At 42.7% G+C, this 21,250-nt stretch carries 16 protein-coding genes; 7 read left to right on the forward strand and 9 right to left on the reverse strand.

Going from position 1 to position 21,250, the window contains the following annotated elements; translation table 11 throughout:
* Positions 1-217: 217 nt before the first annotated feature.
* Complete coding sequence (locus L870_RS0104170) at positions 218-2,383, forward strand: substrate-binding domain-containing protein (protein WP_028517064.1); 2,166 nt, start codon at positions 218-220, stop codon at positions 2,381-2,383.
* Between the two features lie 143 nt (positions 2,384-2,526).
* On the opposite strand, the gene L870_RS19210 is transcribed toward L870_RS0104170, so the two are convergent.
* Positions 2,527-2,673 carry a hypothetical protein gene (locus tag L870_RS19210; protein WP_155250141.1) on the reverse strand — a complete coding sequence of 49 codons (147 nt, stop codon included), beginning with the start codon at positions 2,671-2,673 and terminating at the stop codon, positions 2,527-2,529.
* A gap of 324 nt (positions 2,674-2,997) precedes the next feature.
* The gene (locus L870_RS0104185) at positions 2,998-5,244 is read right to left on the reverse strand and encodes a glycosyl hydrolase (protein WP_028517065.1); all 2,247 of its coding nucleotides are present in this window, start codon (positions 5,242-5,244) and stop codon (positions 2,998-3,000) included.
* A 301-nt stretch (positions 5,245-5,545) separates the two neighbouring features.
* Here L870_RS0104185 and L870_RS0104190 point away from each other — a divergent pair, with 301 nt between their 5' ends.
* From L870_RS0104190 to L870_RS0104210, 5 genes are read left to right on the forward strand one after another with little or no spacing between them, the layout of a single operon-like run.
* Positions 5,546-5,902, forward strand: a complete 357-nt coding sequence (locus L870_RS0104190) for a hypothetical protein (protein WP_028517066.1) — start codon at positions 5,546-5,548, stop codon at positions 5,900-5,902.
* Positions 5,902-6,531, forward strand: a complete 630-nt coding sequence (gene nth / locus L870_RS0104195) for an endonuclease III (RefSeq protein ID WP_028517067.1) — start codon at positions 5,902-5,904, stop codon at positions 6,529-6,531. Before L870_RS0104190 ends, nth begins: the two co-directional genes overlap by 1 nt.
* Before the next feature lie 55 nt (positions 6,532-6,586).
* Positions 6,587-6,982, forward strand: a complete 396-nt coding sequence (locus tag L870_RS0104200) for a secondary thiamine-phosphate synthase enzyme YjbQ (protein WP_028517068.1) — start codon at positions 6,587-6,589, stop codon at positions 6,980-6,982.
* A 3-nt stretch (positions 6,983-6,985) separates the two neighbouring features.
* Positions 6,986-7,699, forward strand: a complete 714-nt coding sequence (locus L870_RS0104205) for an NAD-dependent protein deacylase (protein ID WP_028517069.1) — start codon at positions 6,986-6,988, stop codon at positions 7,697-7,699.
* 10 nt (positions 7,700-7,709) lie between these two features.
* Positions 7,710-8,441 carry a hypothetical protein gene (locus tag L870_RS0104210; RefSeq protein WP_028517070.1) on the forward strand — a complete coding sequence of 244 codons (732 nt, stop codon included), beginning with the start codon at positions 7,710-7,712 and terminating at the stop codon, positions 8,439-8,441.
* Positions 8,442-8,487: 46 nt separating this feature from the next.
* Here L870_RS0104210 and L870_RS0104215 read toward each other — a convergent pair whose 3' ends face one another.
* Positions 8,488-10,092, reverse strand: coding sequence for an ABC-F family ATP-binding cassette domain-containing protein (locus tag L870_RS0104215; RefSeq protein WP_028517071.1), 1,605 nt, complete (start codon positions 10,090-10,092; stop codon positions 8,488-8,490).
* 503 nt (positions 10,093-10,595) lie between these two features.
* Here L870_RS0104215 and L870_RS0104220 point away from each other — a divergent pair.
* The gene (locus L870_RS0104220) at positions 10,596-11,489 is read left to right on the forward strand and encodes a transporter substrate-binding domain-containing protein (protein ID WP_028517072.1); all 894 of its coding nucleotides are present in this window, start codon (positions 10,596-10,598) and stop codon (positions 11,487-11,489) included.
* A 498-nt stretch (positions 11,490-11,987) separates the two neighbouring features.
* Here the strand turns inward: L870_RS0104220 and L870_RS0104225 are convergent, their stop codons facing one another.
* The 6 genes from L870_RS0104225 to L870_RS0104250 form a co-directional block, all read right to left on the reverse strand.
* On the reverse strand, positions 11,988-13,706 hold the full coding sequence (locus tag L870_RS0104225; protein WP_028517073.1) for a SulP family inorganic anion transporter: 1,719 nt from the start codon (positions 13,704-13,706) through the stop codon (positions 11,988-11,990).
* Positions 13,707-13,978: 272 nt separating this feature from the next.
* Positions 13,979-15,184, reverse strand: coding sequence for a hypothetical protein (locus tag L870_RS0104230; RefSeq protein WP_028517074.1), 1,206 nt, complete (start codon positions 15,182-15,184; stop codon positions 13,979-13,981).
* Between the two features lie 156 nt (positions 15,185-15,340).
* Positions 15,341-17,425 carry an FtsX-like permease family protein gene (locus L870_RS0104235; protein ID WP_028517075.1) on the reverse strand — a complete coding sequence of 695 codons (2,085 nt, stop codon included), beginning with the start codon at positions 17,423-17,425 and terminating at the stop codon, positions 15,341-15,343.
* Positions 17,415-18,179, reverse strand: a complete 765-nt coding sequence (locus tag L870_RS0104240; RefSeq protein WP_028517076.1) for an ABC transporter ATP-binding protein — start codon at positions 18,177-18,179, stop codon at positions 17,415-17,417. Before L870_RS0104240 ends, L870_RS0104235 begins: the two co-directional genes overlap by 11 nt.
* A gap of 12 nt (positions 18,180-18,191) precedes the next feature.
* Positions 18,192-18,419: a hypothetical protein gene (locus tag L870_RS0104245; RefSeq protein WP_028517077.1), complete on the reverse strand. Its 228-nt coding sequence runs from the start codon at positions 18,417-18,419 to the stop codon at positions 18,192-18,194.
* Between the two features lie 725 nt (positions 18,420-19,144).
* Positions 19,145-21,247 (reverse strand): hypothetical protein, encoded by a 2,103-nt coding sequence (locus tag L870_RS0104250; RefSeq protein ID WP_155250142.1) that lies wholly within the window; start codon positions 21,245-21,247, stop codon positions 19,145-19,147.
* Between the last annotated feature and the right edge of the window lie 3 nt (positions 21,248-21,250).

Raw genomic sequence — 21,250 nt, forward strand, 5'->3', positions numbered from 1 at the left:
ATAAACTATGTGTCTTTGAGAATGCAGATTGCTGCAAAAAATGTATAAAATCAGCGATTTAAACAAAATGTAAAGCGTCTGATTGTGGATTATAACGGTATATAAATATTCAACCCACAAAAATGCTCTTATGGTGGAAAAAACGCAGAAAAGTTCATTGACAATTCTTAATAAATCATGTATAATATATGTAACTTCTAATATAGGGGTGGAAAACGTGATCAAAAAAAAGAGAATGATTTTTGGCGTTGTAGCTGCTGAGGCGAACAGTATTGAACAGCGTCAGGTCATAAAGGGAATTGCAAGGTTCGATCAGTGCGTCGGAGTGGATACGGTCATTTTCTCCAACAATTATAATCCTAATATAAAGGAAAAGGAGCTTTTCTGTGAAAACAGGATATACGATCTTATCCTTTCTGACGAGATCGACGGATTGATAATCATTTCAGAATCTTTTGTAAATGAAGAGCTGCGCAAGGTGATCGCAGATCTTCTGTCACGCAAGACGATACCCATAGTCGTTGTAGGCACGTACCTTGCCGAGCTTGATATGCCGCAGTGTACATTTATAAATACCAGCGACGAAAATGATATCGAGGATCTTACCGACCATCTTGTAGAAAAACACGGCTTTACGGAAATAGATATAATCACGGGCTATGATTTTATCGAAGCATCAAATCTCAGAGTAAACGGCTACAGGAAATCCCTCGAAAAGCATGGTATCGAGTACGATGAAAAGCGTGTCCATTACGGAAATTTCTGGATGAATTCAGGCGAAGAGCTTGCCGAGCGCTATTACAGCGGCGAGCTTCCTCTGCCGCAGGCTATAGTCTGTGCCAATGATTATATGGCTTACGGACTTATAGACAAATTTGATGAGCTTGGCATAAGAGTCCCTGACGAAGTTACGGTAGTAGGCTACGAATTCGTAGGCGATCGTTTTATGCATTCGCCATTGCTCACGACTTACAAGAGAAACCGTGAAACTATAGGTGAGGACGCGGCAAATTTTGTATACAGCAAATTGAAAAAGCGTGAATTTCTCTTTGCACCGCCAAAGGGCGAGATGATATGCGGTACCAGCTGCACCTGCGGCATAGACCGTATACAGTACAAGGAGGAGCTGAAATACGCCCGTACCAAAAAGGAGTACGACAACTGGAATCTGTTCAACCCTCTTGATCAGAAGCTGACTGAGTGCCGTACACTTGGTGAATTTACGGATATATGCAGTGAATTTCACTGGCAGGTGCGCGGTATCCAGAGCTTTTATCTGTGTCTTTACAAAAACTGGTATGATACAGATGCAGAGCTGAGCGAGATACTGTCGTGTCAGAGCATGGTCAACTGGGAGGACAGAACTCCCTTTGATATGCACAAATTCAATTTCTCGGCACTTCTTTCCAAGAATTATGAGCCTGCGGTATATTATTTCAATCCGCTGTTCTTCAATGACAGGATTTTCGGACATCTTGTGCTCAAATACCATGATCCAGATACCTATGACGATATCTACAGAAACTGGCTCAAATCCGTATCCAACGGACTTGAATTCCTGCGCATGAAAAATGATATACAGTATCTTACCCAGTGCCAGAACCTTTCGGATATGCGTGATACCCTTACGGGAATGTATAACGAGACGGGTATGAGAAAGGCTTATCATACGCTTGATATAGACAATCAGGAGTATTCTATCGTAATGATGAGGATAGGTATTGCAAATGCGGGATTTTATGAGCTCAACGGCAAGATACCTGCTGTAATGGACGCGGCTGAGGCTATAAACCAGTTCTGCGGAAGCAATGATATCTGCGGAAGGGTCAATGATAATACCTTTGCCTGCATAATACAGGGCGAAACAGATACCGAGCTTCTTGAGAACAGGCTGACATCTATAATGCTCCAGCACAATATCTATATAGACCAGTACGGACTTGATTCCTTCGTATGTGCTGCCATAAAGTGCAGAGAAAAATCATATACAAAGCTTACGGCATTGTGCACGGATATACTTGCCGAGCGTCAGCGCGAGAAAATGGAAATGCGTATGCGTCCGCATTATGAGGATATGCTCAGTATAAGGAGCTATATCTACAGCAATCCTCAGGACAGCTTTGAGTCGGAGAAGCTTCGCAAGCTCTATCCCTACAGTGCAGGACATCTCCGTGAGGTTTATAAGAAGTGCTTCGGCGTGAGCATACATAAGGACTGCATCAACGCACGTATGGCAAAGGCTACCTACTGCCTGACGGTGACACCGCTGAGTATGGCGGAGATAGCTGAGCAGTGCGGATATGTGGACAGTAAATACTTCCTGCGTCAGTTCCTTGCAACGGTAGGCGTAACGCCTAACCAATACCGTAACATGGCAAAGTAGGGAACGCCGCCTCGGCGTTCCGTGCCGTTAGCTTGTAGGGACGAGTTCCGCTCACCCGTGCGAGAAATACACAAATTGACAAAACCCGAAAGCTTCATTATCCGAACGCTTTCGGGTTTATTTTTATCATACACTATAATGTATCAGACCATTTTCCCGTCCTGTACCGAAACAGCCACCTGCCAATCATCTTCATAAACTATAGTGCCGACGAAGTTGGTGTACACAACATCATAAGGCTTTTTATATTTCTCCAGCAGCATTATGGCAGGTTCGAGTTTTTTTATCATGTGTTCAGTGCTTTCGCATTTAAAAAATGTTATGACTTGTTCGTGATTTTTACAGGACTCAGGTTCGGGAAGATTTTCCTTGAACCATTCATTAATTGAAATGAACAGCTATTCATCTTCATCATTCATTACCTTATTATTTATTAAATTCCAGCACAGACTGAATACACCTTTAGGATATTTGGTTATATAGGAATCATCTCTGCCCTGAATACGCATATATTTATACATTGTTTGCTCCTTTGATCTATTTTACTAAGATTATACCTCAGAAAGCCTGATATGTCAACAAAAAAGCTGCACATAAAGTGCAGCTTTTTCGTTTTATTTTGCTGTTGGATCAAGTGTATCTACCTTGTTAAGGAGATACTCCTGTATCCTCAGAGCATCGTTTGATGTGATGCCTGCACTTGATCTGTCAACGTCTGCAAGATCTGCACCTTCTTTAATAAGATGATACGGATCGGTTCCTTCAAGTCCGTACTTGTTCGGATTTGCAAGAGACTGCATTATAAGTACAACGTCGCTCATATCAACTTCGCCGTCATAGTTTGCATCGCCCCATAACGGGTCTTTATCGCCGCCCATGAGGTAGTGTACCTCGCAGCTGTCGATAGTGTAAGGCTGATCGACAGCCTTTTCAGCAGCTGAATTCCATACATTCGACCACCATACCTGTACCTCGCAGGTCTTGAAGCTGTCAGGCATATCACTGATATCAACGTTTAATGAAAGCTTGCCGTCCTTGTCGGCTGTGCCCTTCCACTCAACATTTACCCAGTCATCAGCAGTTGTACCGTAGCCTATTGCTCCGCCGATAGATGCATTCGGTGCGCCTGTTATTTCTATTGCCATAGTCTTGCCTAAAGCAAGCTCAGGCTTTTCAGGGATAGTTACGCTCTTCTTCTGAATCGAGAACTTGTAAGGAGCAGTCGTTGTCGTGGTCGTTACGCTGGGATCAGAAGTTGTAGTGGTAGTAGTTGTAGTCTTGGAAGGATCGGGAGGAGTGATGCCTTCCTTCTTGTAGAGATCCTTTGGAAGTTCGTCAAGAGTTATACAGTAATCGCTCTGATACATTGCGATCGTGTCTTCCTTGGTATTGAAGATCGGATTAGTAAGGAAGTTGTTGTTATCACTTCCGCCGTCATACCATGTGCAGAAATAGAGCCAGCCTGCCTTTTCCTCCTGAAGCTTGTCAGGTGTTGAGAAGCAGTCATTCTCAGCCATTGCAACCATTTTTGCTCCGTTATACTTGTCTATGATACCGTAGAATGTGGAGCTTATCGGGCTGTCGTCATGTCTCAGCGAAGCCTGCCAGCCATTCTCTTCAAGGTATACAGTACAGTTGTACTTGTCATAGCCGATTATATCAACATATGCGTCGCCCGGATACCAGTTAGCGGAATTAGCGTAGTTATAGCTGTTCCACTCCCAGATAAGGTTGTGGCAGTTCAGGTCGTTGGTAAGGGTATTGTATGTGTATATCCACAGCTTCTTGTAAGCCTCGGAGCCTTCTCTGCCCCACCAGAACCATGAACCGTCCTCACCGCCGCCGCCTTCGGCTTCGTGGAGAGGTCTCCAGATAACAGGTATGCCCTCAGCTTCAAGCTTGTTGAACTCTGCGGCAAGTGTTTTCAGTGTGGAGAGATAATACTCGTTCTCCTTAGTGCCGGGAGTTGCAGCCTTTGAAGGCGAGAAGTCCGTATCCTTTGCTGTATAGGTGGACAATGACCAGTCCATCTTTGTGCCTATAGTATAGTTTGCGAAATCCTTAGGCACGTTGATGTGGTATGAAGCTGTTGCGATACCGCCCTTGTTCTTTACCCAGTCGATGATACGCTTTGTAGAGCCGTCATCGCTGCCATAGAGCGGACAGCAGAAATTACCGTAGTCAAAGCCGCGGATAGCAGGATAATGTCCTGTTGTTTCCTTTAAGTACTCGAACTCGGTCTCAAGTCCGTGAGGTCCGCCGCTGTATATCTCCTGCTGACCTGAGATTATGTTCTTGCCATATACCTCAGCAAGATAAGCCATAAGGCTCTGGGTCTCCACTGTTGCCAACTGATCGCAGGGAGTTGTCTGCTTTGCCTCTATCTTTGTTGCGCCCATTGGCTCTACTTCGAGACAATCGAACTGTGACCAGCCCCATGACTTGTCGATAGTAATTGTGTTCTCACCTGCTTTGAGTACGATGGCAGGAAGTGCTATCTCCTGATAATCTGTACCCTCAGGTATTCCAAGTGCGCCCTGTGAAGTGCCGTTGACACTTAAATTCTGCTGCTTGTCTGTGCCTATTCCGAAAGCGTGGAAAATAAGCTTGTAAGGACCTGCCTCATCGACCTTTACTGTCATTGTGATAGTTCCGCTGTCTGTCATTTTAAGTGCAGAACCGCCGCTTGCATTTGCGTCCTTTTCAACGGTTATAGTGCCTGTATACTTTGCGTCCTCAAACTCGAATTTAAGGGGAGCATCGGCAGCTGTTACCGTGGGAGCACTGTAAACAGCACAGTTCAGCAGAAGGGCTGCTGACATGATTGCAGAGCTTGCTTTTTTAAGAATTTTAATTCCCATGCTTAATATCCTCCTATTAAATAAAAATTTCTGTACTTTAATTATAGTAATAATTTCAGTTAAAATCAATAAGTACATCGCAATGTTTTTATATTGTATATAATTTTCGTATACACGCACAATTGGGAGAAAACAAGTTTGACATATAGTGCAAAAATCAGCTTAATTTAAGCTTAAATTACTAAAGTGTTAATAAAGTCATTTTTTCTACATATTTTTTCGAGTATATATTGACATTTTATATAAAAAGGTGTATAATTTGATTAGAGTTTCGTTTACTTTGTTCATGGAGCGTGAGAAAATGACCGAATACCTTACTAATTACATGAAATACATTCAGCAGCGCCTTGAAAGCTGTTCAAGCCTTGATGAACTGGACGAGATAATGTCAGAGCATAAGGACAAGATCGCCTTTATGCAGCATGAGAGGATAGTTCATTTTCTTGTGACTATGCTTTTCGCTGTTGTTCTCACCATATTCATGGCTGTTACAATATTCAAAACAAGTATCCCCGTACTTATTCTGGTCACTATGATACTTGTGCTCCTTGCATTCTATATCAAGCATTACTACTTCCTTGAAAATACTGTGCAGAAGATGTACAAGGTCTATGACGGGATACTTGAAAAACAGAAAAAGCTGAAGGAGTCTGACTAATGACCAAAAAGGAAATTGCCGAGCTTGCCGTAAAGGAGCTTGAAAAGCTCTACCCCGATGCAGCGTGTACTCTCAACTACGATAAGCCCTATGAGCTTATGTTCGCAGCCCGTCTTGCGGCTCAGTGCACCGACGCGAGAGTAAACGTAGTCACGGAGACACTTTTCAAGAAGTATCCTACTCTTGAAGCCTTTGCCAATGCCGACCTTGCCGAGCTTGAACAGGACGTAAAGCCCTGCGGCTTTTACCATAACAAAGCCAAAAGCCTCAAGGAAATGGCTAATCAGCTCATAAACGACTTCGGCGGCGAAGTCCCCGACACTATGGAGGAGCTCCTCACCCTTTCGGGTATAGGCAGAAAGACTGCCAATCTTATGCTGGGTGATGTTTTCGGCAAGCCTGCAATGGTGACCGATACCCATTGCATACGCATTACCGGCAGACTTGGTCTTACCAAGAACAAAGAGCCCGCAAAGGTGGAAAAAGACCTTGTAAAGCTCATACCTCCCGAAGTATCCTCGGATTTCTGCCACAGGACCGTAGAGTTCGGCAGAGATATCTGCAATGCGCGTAAGCCTAAATGCGATATCTGTCCGCTGAATTACTTCTGTAGGTTCTATCAAAACTGAATTTCGATATTTTTCATATAAATAAAACTATCTACACGAAAGGAGTTACTGATATATGTTATTTAATTTCAAACTGAGCACACCTGCTGAGGGGCTTGTGGATATCACACGCGAGGTTAGTGAATCCGTTAAAGAAAGCGGTGTTCTCGAAGGGATATGCATAGTTTACTGTCCACATACCACTGCGGCTATAACCATAAATGAAAATGCCGATCCCGATGTCCAGACGGATTTCATTCACGGTATAGATAAGGTGTTCCCTGACTTATCTATTTTCAAGCACGCAGAGGGAAACTCCGATGCTCACCTTAAATCATCAGCTGTCGGAGCAAGTGAAACTATTATCATCAGCGGCGGAAAACTCCTTCTCGGTACATGGCAGGATATTTATTTCTGCGAGTTCGACGGCCCGAGAACAAGAAAGTTCTTCGTCAAGGTCATAGGAGATTGAGTTATGGATAATATCGAAAAACTTGCGGATATAGTAAAAAACTCCCGAAACATCGTCTTTTTCGGAGGCGCGGGAGTATCCACCGAAAGCGGCATACCCGATTTCAGAAGCGTTGACGGTCTGTACAATCAGCAGTGGAAATATCCGCCCGAAACTATTCTCAGTCACACATTCTTTATGGAAAAGACCGAAGAATTCTATCGCTTCTACAGAGCTAAAATGCTTTGCCTTGATGCAAAGCCGAATGCTGCTCACTTAAAGCTTGCTCAGCTCGAAGCTGAGGGCAAGCTCACAGCCGTTGTTACACAGAACATAGACGGCCTGCATCAGGCAGCAGGAAGCAAAAAGGTATATGAGCTCCACGGAAGCGTACTCAGGAATTACTGCACAAAATGCGGTAAATTCTACGGCGTTGACTACATCGCAAACTCTGAAGGCATACCCAAATGCGAATGCAGCGGCATTATAAAACCCGATGTAGTCCTTTACGAAGAAGCTCTCAACGATGATACGGTAAGCGGCGCTGTACACGCTATAGCTGCTGCCGATACCCTTATCATCGGCGGCACTTCCCTTAACGTATATCCTGCCGCAGGTCTTATACGTTACTTTAACGGAAACAACTTAGTTATTATCAACATGGCACCTACCCAAATGGATAACAGCGCAGATCTTCTCATCTGCGACAGAATAGGAGAAGTTTTCTCCCGAATTTAGGAGGTTTAATATGAAACGACTGGTTACAGCCGCTTTATCTGCCATAATGCTCATAAGCTGTGTTTCACGCTCATCTGAAAACGAGTCTGAAATACCGCAGGGCGATAATGTCATAAAAACCGAAGTCGCAAACGCCCCTTCATCAGCTCCTAAAAAAATCGCGGCAAGTACGATAATCTACCGCGAAAAGCTCTACAATATAAACTCAGATATCAAATCCGACCTGATAATCCAGTCAGATGGCAGAGTATGGTGCGGTTTCTACATGAGTGAAGAAGGTACTATTGACAAATTCAACCGTTTATGGACAAGCGATACGGAGTATACCTCAAACTATCAGCTTGAGGACGATATCTGGTTCGACGCTGTTCTTACAGGAAATGCGAAAGAGGCTAAATTGCCTTTCAGCAATATCACCGAGCTTACAGCTCTGGACGATAACGAGCTTGAAAAGCTGCATTCTCTCATAGGCGGTATCGACCCCTTCAGCGCAAGAAGCATATATACAGCTTCAGAGGCTGCTTTTGATCCCGATGTAATCGAGACAGAATACAGCTTTATCGACCTTGTTATAGGCAGCAACGCCTGCCGTGCCTATGAGTACACTCAGTCATACAAAAGTATGATACAGGACGAAACGGCGTCTGAAGTCATAGACCTTATCCACAGCCAAAGCTACTACAGCGAATGGCGCAATAAGTGCAGTGAAGAATTGCTGCCCCGTGAACTATCAGAAGTATAAAAAAAGTCCGAAAGTACAATCCCCCCGTGCTTTCGGACTTTTTGTATTATATCATTCCGTTTGCTTTTTTGAAGTCGATGAACTCCTCATATGTGCCCTGTCTGTCAAGGCAGCCCTCAGGAAGTATCTCGATTATGCGGTTCGCAGTAGTCTGCATTATCTCATGGTCGTGTGACGCAAGAAGTACAACTCCCTTGAAGTTGATAAGACTGTTGTTTACAGCTGTGATGCTCTCAAGGTCGAGGTGGTTTGTTGGACGATCAAGCAGGAGTACATTCGAGCCGAAAAGCATCATTCGTGAGAACATACATCTCACCTTTTCGCCTCCCGAAAGTACATTTACGGGCTTGTATACGTCATCGCCCGAGAACAGCATACGTCCGAGGAAGCCGCGGAGATATGTCTCTGTCTCGTCCTTTACGGAATACTGTCTTATCCAGTCAAGTATAGAAAGCTCGCAGCCGTTGAAATACTCTGAGTTGTCAACAGGCATATACGATGTTGTTACAGAAACGCCCCATTTGAAGCTTCCGCTGTCAGGCTGCTCCTCTTCCATGAGTATTTTGAACAGCATAGTGATAGCCTGCTCGCTTTCGCCTACGAATGCTACCTTGTCTGTTCTGCCAAGTGTGAAGCTTACGTTGTCAAGGAGCTTTACGCCGTCAACGGTCTTTGAGATGCCGTCTACCTGCAATATATCCTTGCCGAGCTCTCTGTCCATATCAAAGCCTATGAACGGATATCTTCTGCTTGATGCAGGGAGCTCCTCAACTGTCAGCTTTTCAATGAGCTTGCGGCGTGATGTAGCCTGATTTGACTTTGATTTATTTGCTGAGAAACGTGCGATAAAGTCTTTCAGTTCCTTTATCTTTTCTTCGTTCTTCTTGTTCTGCTGCTTTATCATTCGCTGTATGAGCTGACTGGACTCATACCAGAATTCGTAGTTGCCTACGTACATCTTTATCTTGTTATAGTCGATATCAACGATATGTGTGCAGACATTATTGAGGAAGTGTCTGTCGTGGGATACCACGATGACTGTACCGAAGTATTCGGAAAGGAATTCCTCAAGCCAGCGTACAGCGTCTATATCAAGGTGGTTGGTAGGCTCATCAAGGAGTATGATGTCGGGATTGCCGAAAAGTGCCTGTGCAAGCAGTACCTTTACCTTTTCATTACCTGAGAGCATGGACATCTGTGTATAGAGTATATCCTCGGAAAGTCCGAGTCCCTGTATGAGCTTTGAAGCGTCAGCCTCAGCCTCCCAGCCGTTGAGCTCGGCAAATTCGCCTTCAAGCTCAGAAGCCTTTACGCCGTCCTCCTCAGAGAAGTCCTCTTTTGCGTAAAGAGCGTCCTTTTCCTGCATTATCTCATAAAGACGGGCATTGCCCATAATAACGGTGTCGAGGACTGTGTACTCGTCGTATGCAAAGTGATCCTGCTTGAGAACGCTCAGGCGCTCCTCCTTTGGCATTACGACCTCACCCGAAGCAGGTTCAAGCTCGCCGCAGAGCACACGGAGAAATGTGGATTTGCCTGCTCCGTTTGCACCGATAACACCGTAGCAGTTACCGTTAGTGAATTTAAGATTTACGTTTTTAAAAAGTGTTGAGCCGCCGAACTGCACGCTCACATTGCTTACTGTTATCATATTTTCTCCCTTCGTAAATCATAATTTTGCGGAGCAAAATTATGATTTGAGCCGTTAGTCATTAGCCGTTAGCCCATTGTAGGGGCGGATATTATCCGCCCACTAATAAAGCGGCGAAGCCGCTTCCTAATGGCAAAAAGCTAAAGGCTTCATCATTTAGCAAATCACGCGATGATATTTCCCTAATAATTTATTGTCTCTCGCGGTTTTTTTCTATATCAGAAGTATTTTAGCGCGGAGCAAGGGTGCAGCGTCACGCTGCAAAATTATGATTTACCGCACAACATTGTCCATTATACCATATTATGGACGGCTTGTAAAGTGCAGGCCGCCATATATCGCCGTTCAGCTCCGCTTTTTTCAAATAATCGCCAAATTACCGCCGTAAGTACGTGATTATTTATATGAAGTTCCAAAACCTTTGTTACTTCCTTTACACACAGGTCGAAATGTGCTATTATAGGTTTATCAGCTATATAAGATACTGAAAGAGAGGGTTTTTAATGCGAAAAAAGTTTTTCAGCAGTTTTATTGCAGGTATTACTGCTGTAATTGCAATGACGGCTATGACAGGCTGCACTGCCTCAGAGAAGAAGGCTGTCACCGCCTCGACCACTCAGCCGTACACGAAGTATTCTGCGGAAGAAGAAGCCAATCCCGATAATACCTCAAAGCTTGATCCTTCGCTACAGAATGTATACGATAATAAAAAGCTTGTTGTCGGATTTGATACAAGTGCAGTGCCTATGAGCTTTACAGATGAAAACAATGAGATCATCGGTTTCTATGTGGACGTTGCTCAGGAATTATGCGACCGAATGGATATAGGGCTCGAAAAACAGCCTGTTGATTCAAATAAGCCCGAATCAGCACTGAACGACCACAAGGTCGACATTATCTGGAACTCTGCCATATCCTCAGATATCGAAAGTGATGAGACTGTAAACGCTTCAAAGCCTATCGTAAAAACCGAAATGGTATTCGTTATACCGTCCTACAGTGACCTCCTTTCCATTAACTACCTCGAAGGAATGACCGTCGGCGTCAAGGCAGGTTCTCCTGCTCAGAATTTCCTCGGACTCTCTCCTGTCTTTGAAGATATAAAACTTGCTCCTGCCGAAAATATAGCAGATGCCCTAAGCGATATGGACAAAGGTTCATCAGATGCTGTATTTCTCGACACCGCTGCTTCAAATTATTACATAAAAACACTCAAAAAAAATTATACCCAGCTCGAAGGAAGTCTTGAAGAGGTATTGCACAATGTCGTCCTCAGAAAAGACGACATTACTCTACACGATGAAGTGCAGAATCAGCTCTCCGCCATGAAGCAGGACGGCAAGCTTGCCGAAATATCCGTCAATTGGTTCGGCACTGACCTTACAAACGTCGGATAACATCTCATATCCAAAAACTCCCCTTTCGGGGAGTTTTTATTTTATCTGTACTGCTCTGTGCAAAATAATACCTTGTTAAATAAATCTTATCCCTGCCAAGCTGATTTTTGAACACCTCTGTAGGAACTCCGCCCTTTTCAACAATGATAACGCAGTATTACCGAGTGATCGCCAGCTTCTTAATGATTCACTAATTAATGTCTGCTCAACAACTAAAAATGGCTTATTATAGCTTTTAAAAACCATTTTATATCAAGACAAAAAAATCCCGACACCGAAGAACACTGAAACTTCGGTATCGGTTCAATGAGGATGATTTATTTAAGCCCTCGCAGGCTTCAGAGAAAGCATCAAATGCTCTCAACAGAGAACAAACCCCATTGGATCTCTTCTCTGATAGTATAATACCATTTTATCGTGTCAAATACAACTCATTTTTTGCAGATTAAGTGTAAAAAACACAGGAAAAGCGAACCGAAGTTCGCTTTTTTCTTTATATCAGGATCTTTTTGCAGCAATTTCCTTCTCTATCTCTTCTGCTCTGAGAAGTGCAGTGTCGATATGATCGCAGAAATTCTCCTTACCTACCTGTTCGATGAAGCCAGCCTTTGTCATTACCTTCATAGGCTGCTCGTTTACATGAGAGAATACGACCTTTACATTATGTCTCTGACAGCGTTTAACTATGCGGATAAGTGCTTCAACGCCTGTAGCGTCCATAGCAGGAACATTTCTCATTCTGATGCAGAGTACGTCTATATCCTTATCGCTGAGTACGTATTTGTACTTATCTGTAGCTGCAAAGAACATAGGTCCGTTTATCTCGAATACTCTTGTATTATGAGGTATCTTCTTGAGGAGGATATTATCGGGATCGGTGTCCTCATCGTCCACATCTATCCATGCATGAGCCTCGGTAACATCTGCCATACGCTTCATGAAGAGAAGTGCAGCCATTACCATACCCACACCGATAGCAACTACAAGGTCAAATACTACTGTAAGTATCAGTGTTACGAAAAGTACAGCGATATCACTCTTTGGAGCAGTCTTTACTGTGTTTCTGATATTTCTCCAGCCGCACATATTATAGGCAACTATAAAGAGTATAGCTGCGATAGTCGGCATAGGGATAAGTGAAGCATAAGGCATGAGGACTACGAGAATTACAACGAGGACTACAGAGTGTACCATACCTGAAATAGGTGTACGTCCGCCGTTCTTTACGTTAGCAGCTGTACGTGCGATAGCACCTGTAGCAGGGATACCGCCAAAGAATGCAGAACCGATATTTGCTGTACCCTGAGCGATAAGCTCCATATTCGAGCGGTGCTTTGAACCTACCATACCGTCTGCGACAACACAGGAGAGAAGCGACTCAACTGCTGCAAGAACTGCAATAGTAAATGCATTGGGGATAAGTGCTCTTACTCTTCCGAATGTTACCTCGGGCACTGTGAGCTTAGGAAGTGAATTTGATATCTGATAAAGGTCGCCTATTGTATTCACCTTGATGCCGCTGAGCTTTACGATAGCTGAGCATACGATAACGGCAATAAGTGAAGCAGGTATCTTTTCCAGCTTCTTTGGCCAGAGTATGAGTATTACAAGTGAAGCTGCACCGATAGCAAGTGCCTGCCAGTTGATAGAATCCATAAACAGGAAGATAGCCTTTACCTTGTCAACTGTCTCGATAGGAGAAGAAATACCGAGCTTGTCCTGCATTACTTCCTTATCAAACGTAAGCCCGAGGAAATCCTTTATCTGTCCTATCAGGATAGTAACAGCAATACCGAATGTAAAGCCTGTGGTTATAGTACCGGGTATGTATTTGATAAGTGCTCCGAAACGGCAGAAGCCCATGATTATAAGGATTATACCTGCCATTATAGCGGATATTGCCAGTCCGTCCATTCCCTCTGTAGCCACGATGCCTGCAACTGTTGTGGCAAATGCCGCCGTAGGACCTGCTATCTGTACACGGCTTCCGCCTAAGAATGAAACGATAAAGCCTGCGATTATAGCAGTATAAAGTCCCTGCTCAGGACCTACTCCCGAAGCAAGTGCAAGTGCTATGGAAAGCGGAAGGGCTATGATAGCAACGATTATACCTGCGATTATGTCCTTGATGAACTGTTCCTTTGAATAGGTCTTCATTACCGAGAAAAGCTTTGGTTTGAGCTTTTCTTCCGTTGGTTTCAATGCTTTTTCAGCCATTTTTCTAACCTCTTTCTCAAAATTCTCTATTAAAGACACGCAACGTTTACTATTATACTACTAAAAATAGCGGTTTTCAAGAGATTTCAAACGAGGCTGAAAATTTTGTAGGTTTATATATATTCCTGTCTTTGGTGGAGAAATCATTCAGCATTTTAATAAGTAAGAAGGTATCAGTGGTTAATGAATAGTGCATAGTAATTAGTTATTAGTATACAAAAGGTCAGCCCCGAGTTTTACCTCGGGGCTTGTTCATTCTATTTCTCCACTATCTACTCACTTTTACTTTCGGGTATAGCCTGTAGATATGTTCCGAAGAACCATATGACTGCAACATAAAGCAGAGGCTCTGTCATGGCGCGTAATGCAATAGTATAGGTGGTATTACCGAATATGCCTGTGAAGCTCCTGTCAAAAAGGTCTGTCTCAAACCAGCCTGCAATATTCAGTATCAGTGACGCCGCTGTCAGCAGAAGCATTGAATTGCGAAGGTACTTCCTGTTGCGCTTTGTATTGAACTCTCCCTTTGCAGTATTCAGCAGTACACGTACAAACGCCCATACTGCCGCACCTGTAAGTGCAAAAACGGGCAGGTCACGCAGGTATCTGAACAGTATCACGTTTTTATAAGCCTGAGCCGAAACTGCGTCCTCAAAGGGCAGCCTGCACATATATCTCGTCTGGCTCTCCATTACTGTGAAAGGCAGCCATACGCTGTACTTATCGCCCGACATAACACGGATAAGCTCATAGGTACGCACACCAAGCCTCCATGCTATGAAGCCTGCCGAGCCTGCAATAATTAGGGCTGACAGCGTTTTCAGTGTATCGGAAACCTTTACGGAGTTTTGGCTATTAAGCTGTTTTTCATACATCAGAAGCACAAATGCTCCGCATATCATAATGAACGGTATACCAAGTATATCGTATATCTGGCAGTACTGCCGACGCTCGGTGAATACGCTTGTCATACCGTCAAAATCCGAGGTCGTACTGATAAAATTGCTGTCTATATACGCATAAATATTGCCAGCTGCGTACAAAGCTCCGCCAAAAAGGAAGTAACGCCATGCCCTGCCGCAGAAAATACGCTTCTTGTCGCCGCTGCGAAGTGCCAGTATCATAGCAGCAACAAGAACTAAACTTGGGATCATGCCGAGATAACTCAGGACATTCTCTGCCGTTGTGGGTTCAACAGTTGCATTGCTGCGCTCAAGATACGCAGAATAGTCCGCATCGGAAGCAAAGGAATTGGCACGGTCGAACTCAACGAAAAACGTTCCGCAGTACTGGTGGAAAAGGAACGGCGACTCCTCTGTCCCTCTGTCGGGAAGTCCCATTATCTTTGTAAACAAGGCGAGATACAATATTAAAAAAATCGTAGCCCCTATCAAGGCTTTCAGCGTAAAGTATATAAGATGAAGCCGTTTATGTATCTTTTCGGGTATTATATCCGTTGGTCTATCGAACTTTTTCATATTACCGCCCCCTTTAATAAAATTGTAGCATATCAGCGATACAGAAGTCAACGGATTAAGAAAGATTTAAGGAAATGATAAGAAATACGATGTTTCCGCACAATATAAAGGGCTCCCCTTTCGGAGAGCCACAAAAACTATATCATGGAATTTTTTTTACTTTTGTTCCTTTGTTATTGCTTTGCTGCCGAGGAATGTCAGCAGGAAGTATCCGCCGTAAATGAGAACAACTACTGCGGCTGTAAAGAGTATCGGCTTCAACATACCGCCTGTTACTATCATTGATATTGCAAACATACCGAATTTCATGCCCACAAATGCGTGCAGGCAGGCAAGCAGCAGCGGCAGCAGGAAGAATATTCCTGACTGAATGAACAGTGACTTTGTTATTTCCTTTTCCTCTGCACCGATCTTTCTGAGCATTGTATATCTCGGAACGCTGTCTGAGCTTTCCGAAAGCTCTTTAAGTGCAAGGATAGCGCCGCAGGATACAAGGAATATAAATCCGATGTAAAGACCGAGGAATGTTACCATTGCGCTGAGACCGACAGTGGAATTTGCCTCCTCTCGTCTTGAGGACATATACTCGGAATAGCCTATTCCTTTTTCACCTTCAAGGTTTCCCATGACATTTCCCCATTTTTCACGGAATTTCTCTTCAAGCTTCTGCTTTTCTTTTGCATCAGATGCCTTCAGATTGCCGACTATTATATTATCACACGCCGCATTCTCATCAACCGCTGAATCGGGAACGATGAAAAGCCCTCCATTTATCGGCTGTACCGCAGGGCGGATAAATCCCTTGTATGTCTTGTTAAAATGAGGAACAAGGGTGTTTCCGAATACATTTATCTCTGCCTTATCCTTTAGTATCTCATCGTAAAATCCCATCATTCCCCCGAATGACGCACATAAAACATACTCGTTATCATTGATGTCAAGAGTCTTTAAGCCATAGAGCTTCATTAATTTATTATAATCACTGAGCTTTATGATCTCCAGCCAATAATCATCATCTGTACTTATCACTGAAGGAAGTTCCTTTTTTAACTCATCCTTTGCCTCGCTGAGGAATGTATTAAAAGTAAAATTCGGGTCTGCATAGTTATGAAAATCGCAGTATTCACCAAATTCCTCATATAGATCCAAGCCCTTTTTTTCATATTCATCTTTAAGACTTGTATAAAGAGGCTTTTCAGTAAAATTTTTTGCTTCTTCGGGTGTTTCAGCGCTTGTTGTTCTTCCGAACTCAGCGTACATATCTACAGGGTAAAATTCCTGTACCTGCCTGTTCAGAGAGTTTCTGATAACAAAAGCTGTAGAAAGTGTACAGATAGTGAGAAAGAGCATAAGGCAGATAACTGTCATAGAAGCAACTGTTGTATTTACCTTGCTGCTTATCTGACGGAAGGTAAAGCTGTTGAGTCCCTTATTGTAAACGCCCTTCATTGACATTATAACTCTCAGAAGCATTCCTGCAACTGACCAGAAGATAAAGAATGTGGAAACTGCACCCATTATGATAGCTGTGACCAGTTTGTTTCCGCTGATACGGAGATAATCCCAGCCTACCATGTAGTAAGCATATCCGAGGACTGCGGCTGAAAGTATGAACACTATAACGCATACCCACGGATTTTTCATAGTTATTTTTTCCGAGCGCTTGCCCGACTGCATAAGAGTTATGAGCCTGCACTTGCTGATGACAAATCCGCTTCTGATTATTACGACCACATACATGATACTAAAGTAAAGTATGGTCTTTAATATAGCTGATGCAGATACCGTAAATCTATAGCTGTTCATGTCGGCTTCAAAGAGATTTGCAACGACTGCGCTCATTACCTGCGAAAGTCCGATACCTATCAGAAGTCCCACAAAAAGTGAGCCTACACCGATAATGACTGTCTCACAAAGCAGAAGCAAGGATATTTTCCATTTGCTCATGCCAAGCATCATATAAAGTGCGAACTCCTTGTTCCTGCGCTTCATTAAGAAACGGCTTGCGTATACGATAAGAAGTCCAAGCACTACCGCTACAAATACGCTTACACCTGCAATAGCTTTTATGAGGATATTGATCATTTCCCTCTGATCTTCATTCATTTTCAGGAATGCTGTCTGAGTCTCTATAGCATTGAATACATAGAATATAGCAACACCTATTATAAGAGTAAAGAAATATACAGTGTAATCTTTGATACTCTTGCGGATATTGCTCATTGATATCTTAAAGAGCATCGCTTACGTCACCTCCGAGAAGTGTAAGTACATCTATTATCTTATTGAAGAATACCTTTCTTGTATCTGCTCCGCGGTTTATCTCGTTGAAAACCTTGCCGTCCTTGATGAAAAGAACTCTCGAAGCATAGCTTGCTGAAAACGAATCATGGGTTACCATTATTATAGTAGCATCATGCTCGTGATTGAGATAGCTGAGTCTTTCAAGAAGCAGCTTTGATGACTTTGAGTCAAGTGCTCCTGTAGGCTCGTCTGCAAGCACAAGCTTGGGATTTGTCACGATAGCTCTTGCAGAAGCTACCCTCTGCTTCTGTCCGCCTGACATCTGATAAGGGTACTTGCTGAGCACATCTGTTATGCCAAGCTGCTCCGCAACTGTCTTTACAGCTTTATCTATGTCCTTTGCAGCATACTTCTGTATGGAAAGTGCAAGAGCGATATTCTCATAAGCAGTAAGTGTATCCATAAGGTTAAAGTCCTGAAAGATAAATCCAAGCTTTTCACGGCGGAACTTATTCAGAGCCTTGCCCTTCAAGGCTGTTATATCTGTATTTTCAAGGTAAATATGTCCTGCTGTTACACGGTCGATAGTAGAGATGCAGTTAAGGAGTGTAGTCTTGCCGCTTCCCGAAGCACCCATTATAGCTGTGAACTCACCCTTTTCCACATCGAATGAGATATTGTCTACAGCCTTTGTAAGGCATGATCTGCTTCCGTAGTATTTTTCAACGTTCTCTAATTTAAGTAATGGCATTGTTCTTTCTCCTCAATTCATTCCTATTGTGTTATTATGGCTGTGGCTGCACACATACCTGTTCAGAAAATAATCAGCAACAAGATCAAGACTCCAGATAATAGTCAGCAGATCGTTTCTCTGATCATTTACCGCTTTCACCCTGAATATATCATATAATACCGCAAAGCTCAGCAGAACGCAGATAAGCTTGCTTATCCTCGCAATGTTTTTTAATGTGTATATTGACATTTTTTTCATAAGATCATTTCCTTTCGGTCTTTGTTGTCGTTTCCATGATCTTATTATATCTCTTATCAGTATTAATGTCGTGCTTTTAACATTACGCAACATTACAATTTTGAAATGTTGCGCAATGATCGTCTGTTATTTTACACATACTTTATTATACTCTATAACAAGCGCTTCTGCAACATGATAATACATTATATAACAAAAAAACGTCTGTGACACAGGTCAAGACGTTAAAACGGTATAAACGACAATACCGCACTTAAAGTGCGGCATCGTCTGATAATGGTATATGTTTGTATGGAGTTTACTGTTTTTACTGCTTCTTTGAGGAAAGAAGCACTCAGCAGCATTGAGAGTACACTGCCTTATAAAATCCATGTTATATGCATCAGTAACAAAAAATTCATTGTCCGTATCGACAATATTATTATATCACAACACTTCTCATGTGTCAACCAAAATAAATGGTATTGCCAAACGAAATGTACTAATATAAAAAACATATATATTGTACAGAATGCACAAAAGCCTATACGGATTCTGACCCTTTTCAGAAGCTGAACAGCTATATATACAAAAAGCCCCGACTCAGGAATGTCGGGGCTTTAGCTGCTTTCAGCGCGCTCATTTTGTCTGAAATCAGCATATATACTCATTCGGAGTACTGGAGATCACAGAAAATTGTACTCCGAAAATGAGGCTTTTATATAAAGTTCAGTGACAGCTTAGTCTCAGCCCTGAACAAGTACGCCGTTCTCATCAAATGTATAGCTTACGCCGTCAATTGTATGAGTGCCTGTGAGCATACCTGCATCAGAATAATACTTTGTATTGTCTGCGTTCCAGCCAACTACCTGAACGCCATTCTCGTCAAAGTAATATGTACGGTTGATGCCGTAGATATAGAATGCTACCTCTCTGTCCTTTACAATGTGTCCGAACTGATCTGCACAGTACTGATTACCGTTGAAAGCAAATCTGCGATTTACAACTTCGCGTCCGTCTTCATCAACAAAGAGTGTCTCACCCTTGTTCTCATCTTCGATAAATCTGTTTGTTACCTTGTAACCGTTTTCATCCAGGAAATAATAATTTCCGTTGATAAGATGCCAGCCTGTGAAAATTGCACCGTTCTTATCCTCGTATCTTCCGTCTTCTGTAAAGAAGAAATCTTCAAGCTCAAGGTCTTTCTTATCAATTACACCGTCATTGTTTGTATCCATGAGGTCCTTCTGAAGTGATGAGAACTTATCCTTAGCAAGCTGATCGTTTGCAGCAAGATACTCTCTTATCATATCCTGATCATCAAGGTCAATATCTCCGTCATAGTCAATATCACCTCTCTTAAGATCAAGTGTGATAGAAGCTGTAATGTTTTCCTTATATCTGTTGTCCTTGCTGCTAAGTGAAGAAACGAAATCATTTGTATCATAATCCAGATCCTTTACAGCAACAAGGTTTCCTAAATTATCTCTCAGAGCAACAGACTTTACAAAGAATTTTGAATCACGGTCATTGTTGCTTACGGTAATTGAGAAGGTCTTGCCATCAATGTAATTGCTATCATACATATTTGAGATATCAGTGATGATAGGACCATTGAATACTGCTCCTCCGTATGTTCTGTTGCCATCTTTATCAGGTGCACTGTAGAAGTCATTGTAATTAAGACTTCTCATTTTATCGGTTGCGAAGTCCTTGGTTTCAACATTAAGACCATAGTAGTTTGTAGACATAATGTCTGCTTCTGATATGAGCTTAACATCAGGTAAACCTGCTTCGATAGTATATATGAAGCAGTTGTGTGCCTGACCTGCCCATTCAAATGCACCGTATCTTGTATATTTTTCGGAATCATATGTAAGTCCCTGAGCACTTTCAAGGTTAAGAGCATCGTACATGATCCAGATGCAGCCGCTGTTTGCCCATTCACCCCATGAATTGGCAACCTTGAATGCACCCTTCATAACTGTATGATCGTCAAGCTCTACCTCGAAATCATCATCATAACCTACGATATTGAATGCGTGGCAGCCTTCACCGAATTTGTTTTCCTTATCTTTTCCCTTGTCGTCTTTTCCGATTTTCTTCATAAGAGCCTGAGTAAATACAAACTCTTCTTCGCCCTTTGCATTGGTTGTTGACTTAACCCAGCTCTTAGCGTCATCTTTTACGTAGTATACCCATTTATTATTATCGTAGTCATAATCATAATCAAGATAATCACCATACCAGAAATCTCCGACAGTTACAACAGGGCTGTCATTGTTGAGCATTTCCTTTATAAACTGGATACCTTTACGTGTACCATTTGCAGTTGAGCAATTGAATTTTTTATCATTAACATTTACTACTCTTACACCAAGACCCTTACAAAGCTCTGCAGCATCATTAGGGAATATCCTGTCAGAGATAGCTTTATGATTTTCATCGTAATATGCAAACTGATCGACAGTCAAAGCACCGTTTTCCTTAATAAGATCATATACCTGATCAGGGCATACTGCTTCACCTAATCCGCGGTTAAGCAGATTAAAGGTTGAAACAGGAGAATAAGTAACGTCAAAATACTGATTATACTTATTATAAAGTGCTTTTCTTGCCTCATAAGTAAACTGATACCATGTTGTTGAGAAAGCTCCGCAGTCACCGTAATTCTGATTATCTATTTCAGGGAAAAACGGGCTTGTTGTCAAGTCAAGCTTTCTTGGTAACTCAGTGTTCTCTGCTGCTGATGCTGTGAATATGTTAGCTTCGCCTGCGACAGGAAGTACGCTTACTGCTGAAGCTGTGAGTGCGAGTGCTGCTGCGAATGCAGAAATCTTCTTAATCATAAT

This window comes from Ruminococcus flavefaciens ATCC 19208 (assembly GCF_000518765.1).
Classification (GTDB): domain Bacteria; phylum Bacillota; class Clostridia; order Oscillospirales; family Ruminococcaceae; genus Ruminococcus; species Ruminococcus flavefaciens.

Bases quoted from the DNA above. Each gene is read 5' to 3' on its own strand.
- L870_RS19210 (WP_155250141.1), bottom strand. From the start codon at position 2,673: ATGATAAAAAAACTCGAACCTGCCATAATGCTGCTGGAGAAATATAAA.
- L870_RS0104185 (WP_028517065.1), bottom strand. From the start codon at position 5,244: ATGGGAATTAAAATTCTTAAAAAAGCAAGCTCTGCAATCATGTCAGCA.
- L870_RS0104190 (WP_028517066.1), top strand. From the start codon at position 5,546: ATGACCGAATACCTTACTAATTACATGAAATACATTCAGCAGCGCCTT.
- nth (WP_028517067.1), top strand. From the start codon at position 5,902: ATGACCAAAAAGGAAATTGCCGAGCTTGCCGTAAAGGAGCTTGAAAAG.
- L870_RS0104200 (WP_028517068.1), top strand. From the start codon at position 6,587: ATGTTATTTAATTTCAAACTGAGCACACCTGCTGAGGGGCTTGTGGAT.
- L870_RS0104205 (WP_028517069.1), top strand. From the start codon at position 6,986: ATGGATAATATCGAAAAACTTGCGGATATAGTAAAAAACTCCCGAAAC.
- L870_RS0104210 (WP_028517070.1), top strand. From the start codon at position 7,710: ATGAAACGACTGGTTACAGCCGCTTTATCTGCCATAATGCTCATAAGC.
- L870_RS0104215 (WP_028517071.1), bottom strand. From the start codon at position 10,092: ATGATAACAGTAAGCAATGTGAGCGTGCAGTTCGGCGGCTCAACACTT.
- L870_RS0104220 (WP_028517072.1), top strand. From the start codon at position 10,596: ATGCGAAAAAAGTTTTTCAGCAGTTTTATTGCAGGTATTACTGCTGTA.
- L870_RS0104225 (WP_028517073.1), bottom strand. From the start codon at position 13,706: ATGGCTGAAAAAGCATTGAAACCAACGGAAGAAAAGCTCAAACCAAAG.
- L870_RS0104230 (WP_028517074.1), bottom strand. From the start codon at position 15,184: ATGAAAAAGTTCGATAGACCAACGGATATAATACCCGAAAAGATACAT.
- L870_RS0104235 (WP_028517075.1), bottom strand. From the start codon at position 17,425: ATGCTCTTTAAGATATCAATGAGCAATATCCGCAAGAGTATCAAAGAT.
- L870_RS0104240 (WP_028517076.1), bottom strand. From the start codon at position 18,179: ATGCCATTACTTAAATTAGAGAACGTTGAAAAATACTACGGAAGCAGA.
- L870_RS0104245 (WP_028517077.1), bottom strand. From the start codon at position 18,419: ATGAAAAAAATGTCAATATACACATTAAAAAACATTGCGAGGATAAGC.
- L870_RS0104250 (WP_155250142.1), bottom strand. From the start codon at position 21,247: ATGATTAAGAAGATTTCTGCATTCGCAGCAGCACTCGCACTCACAGCT.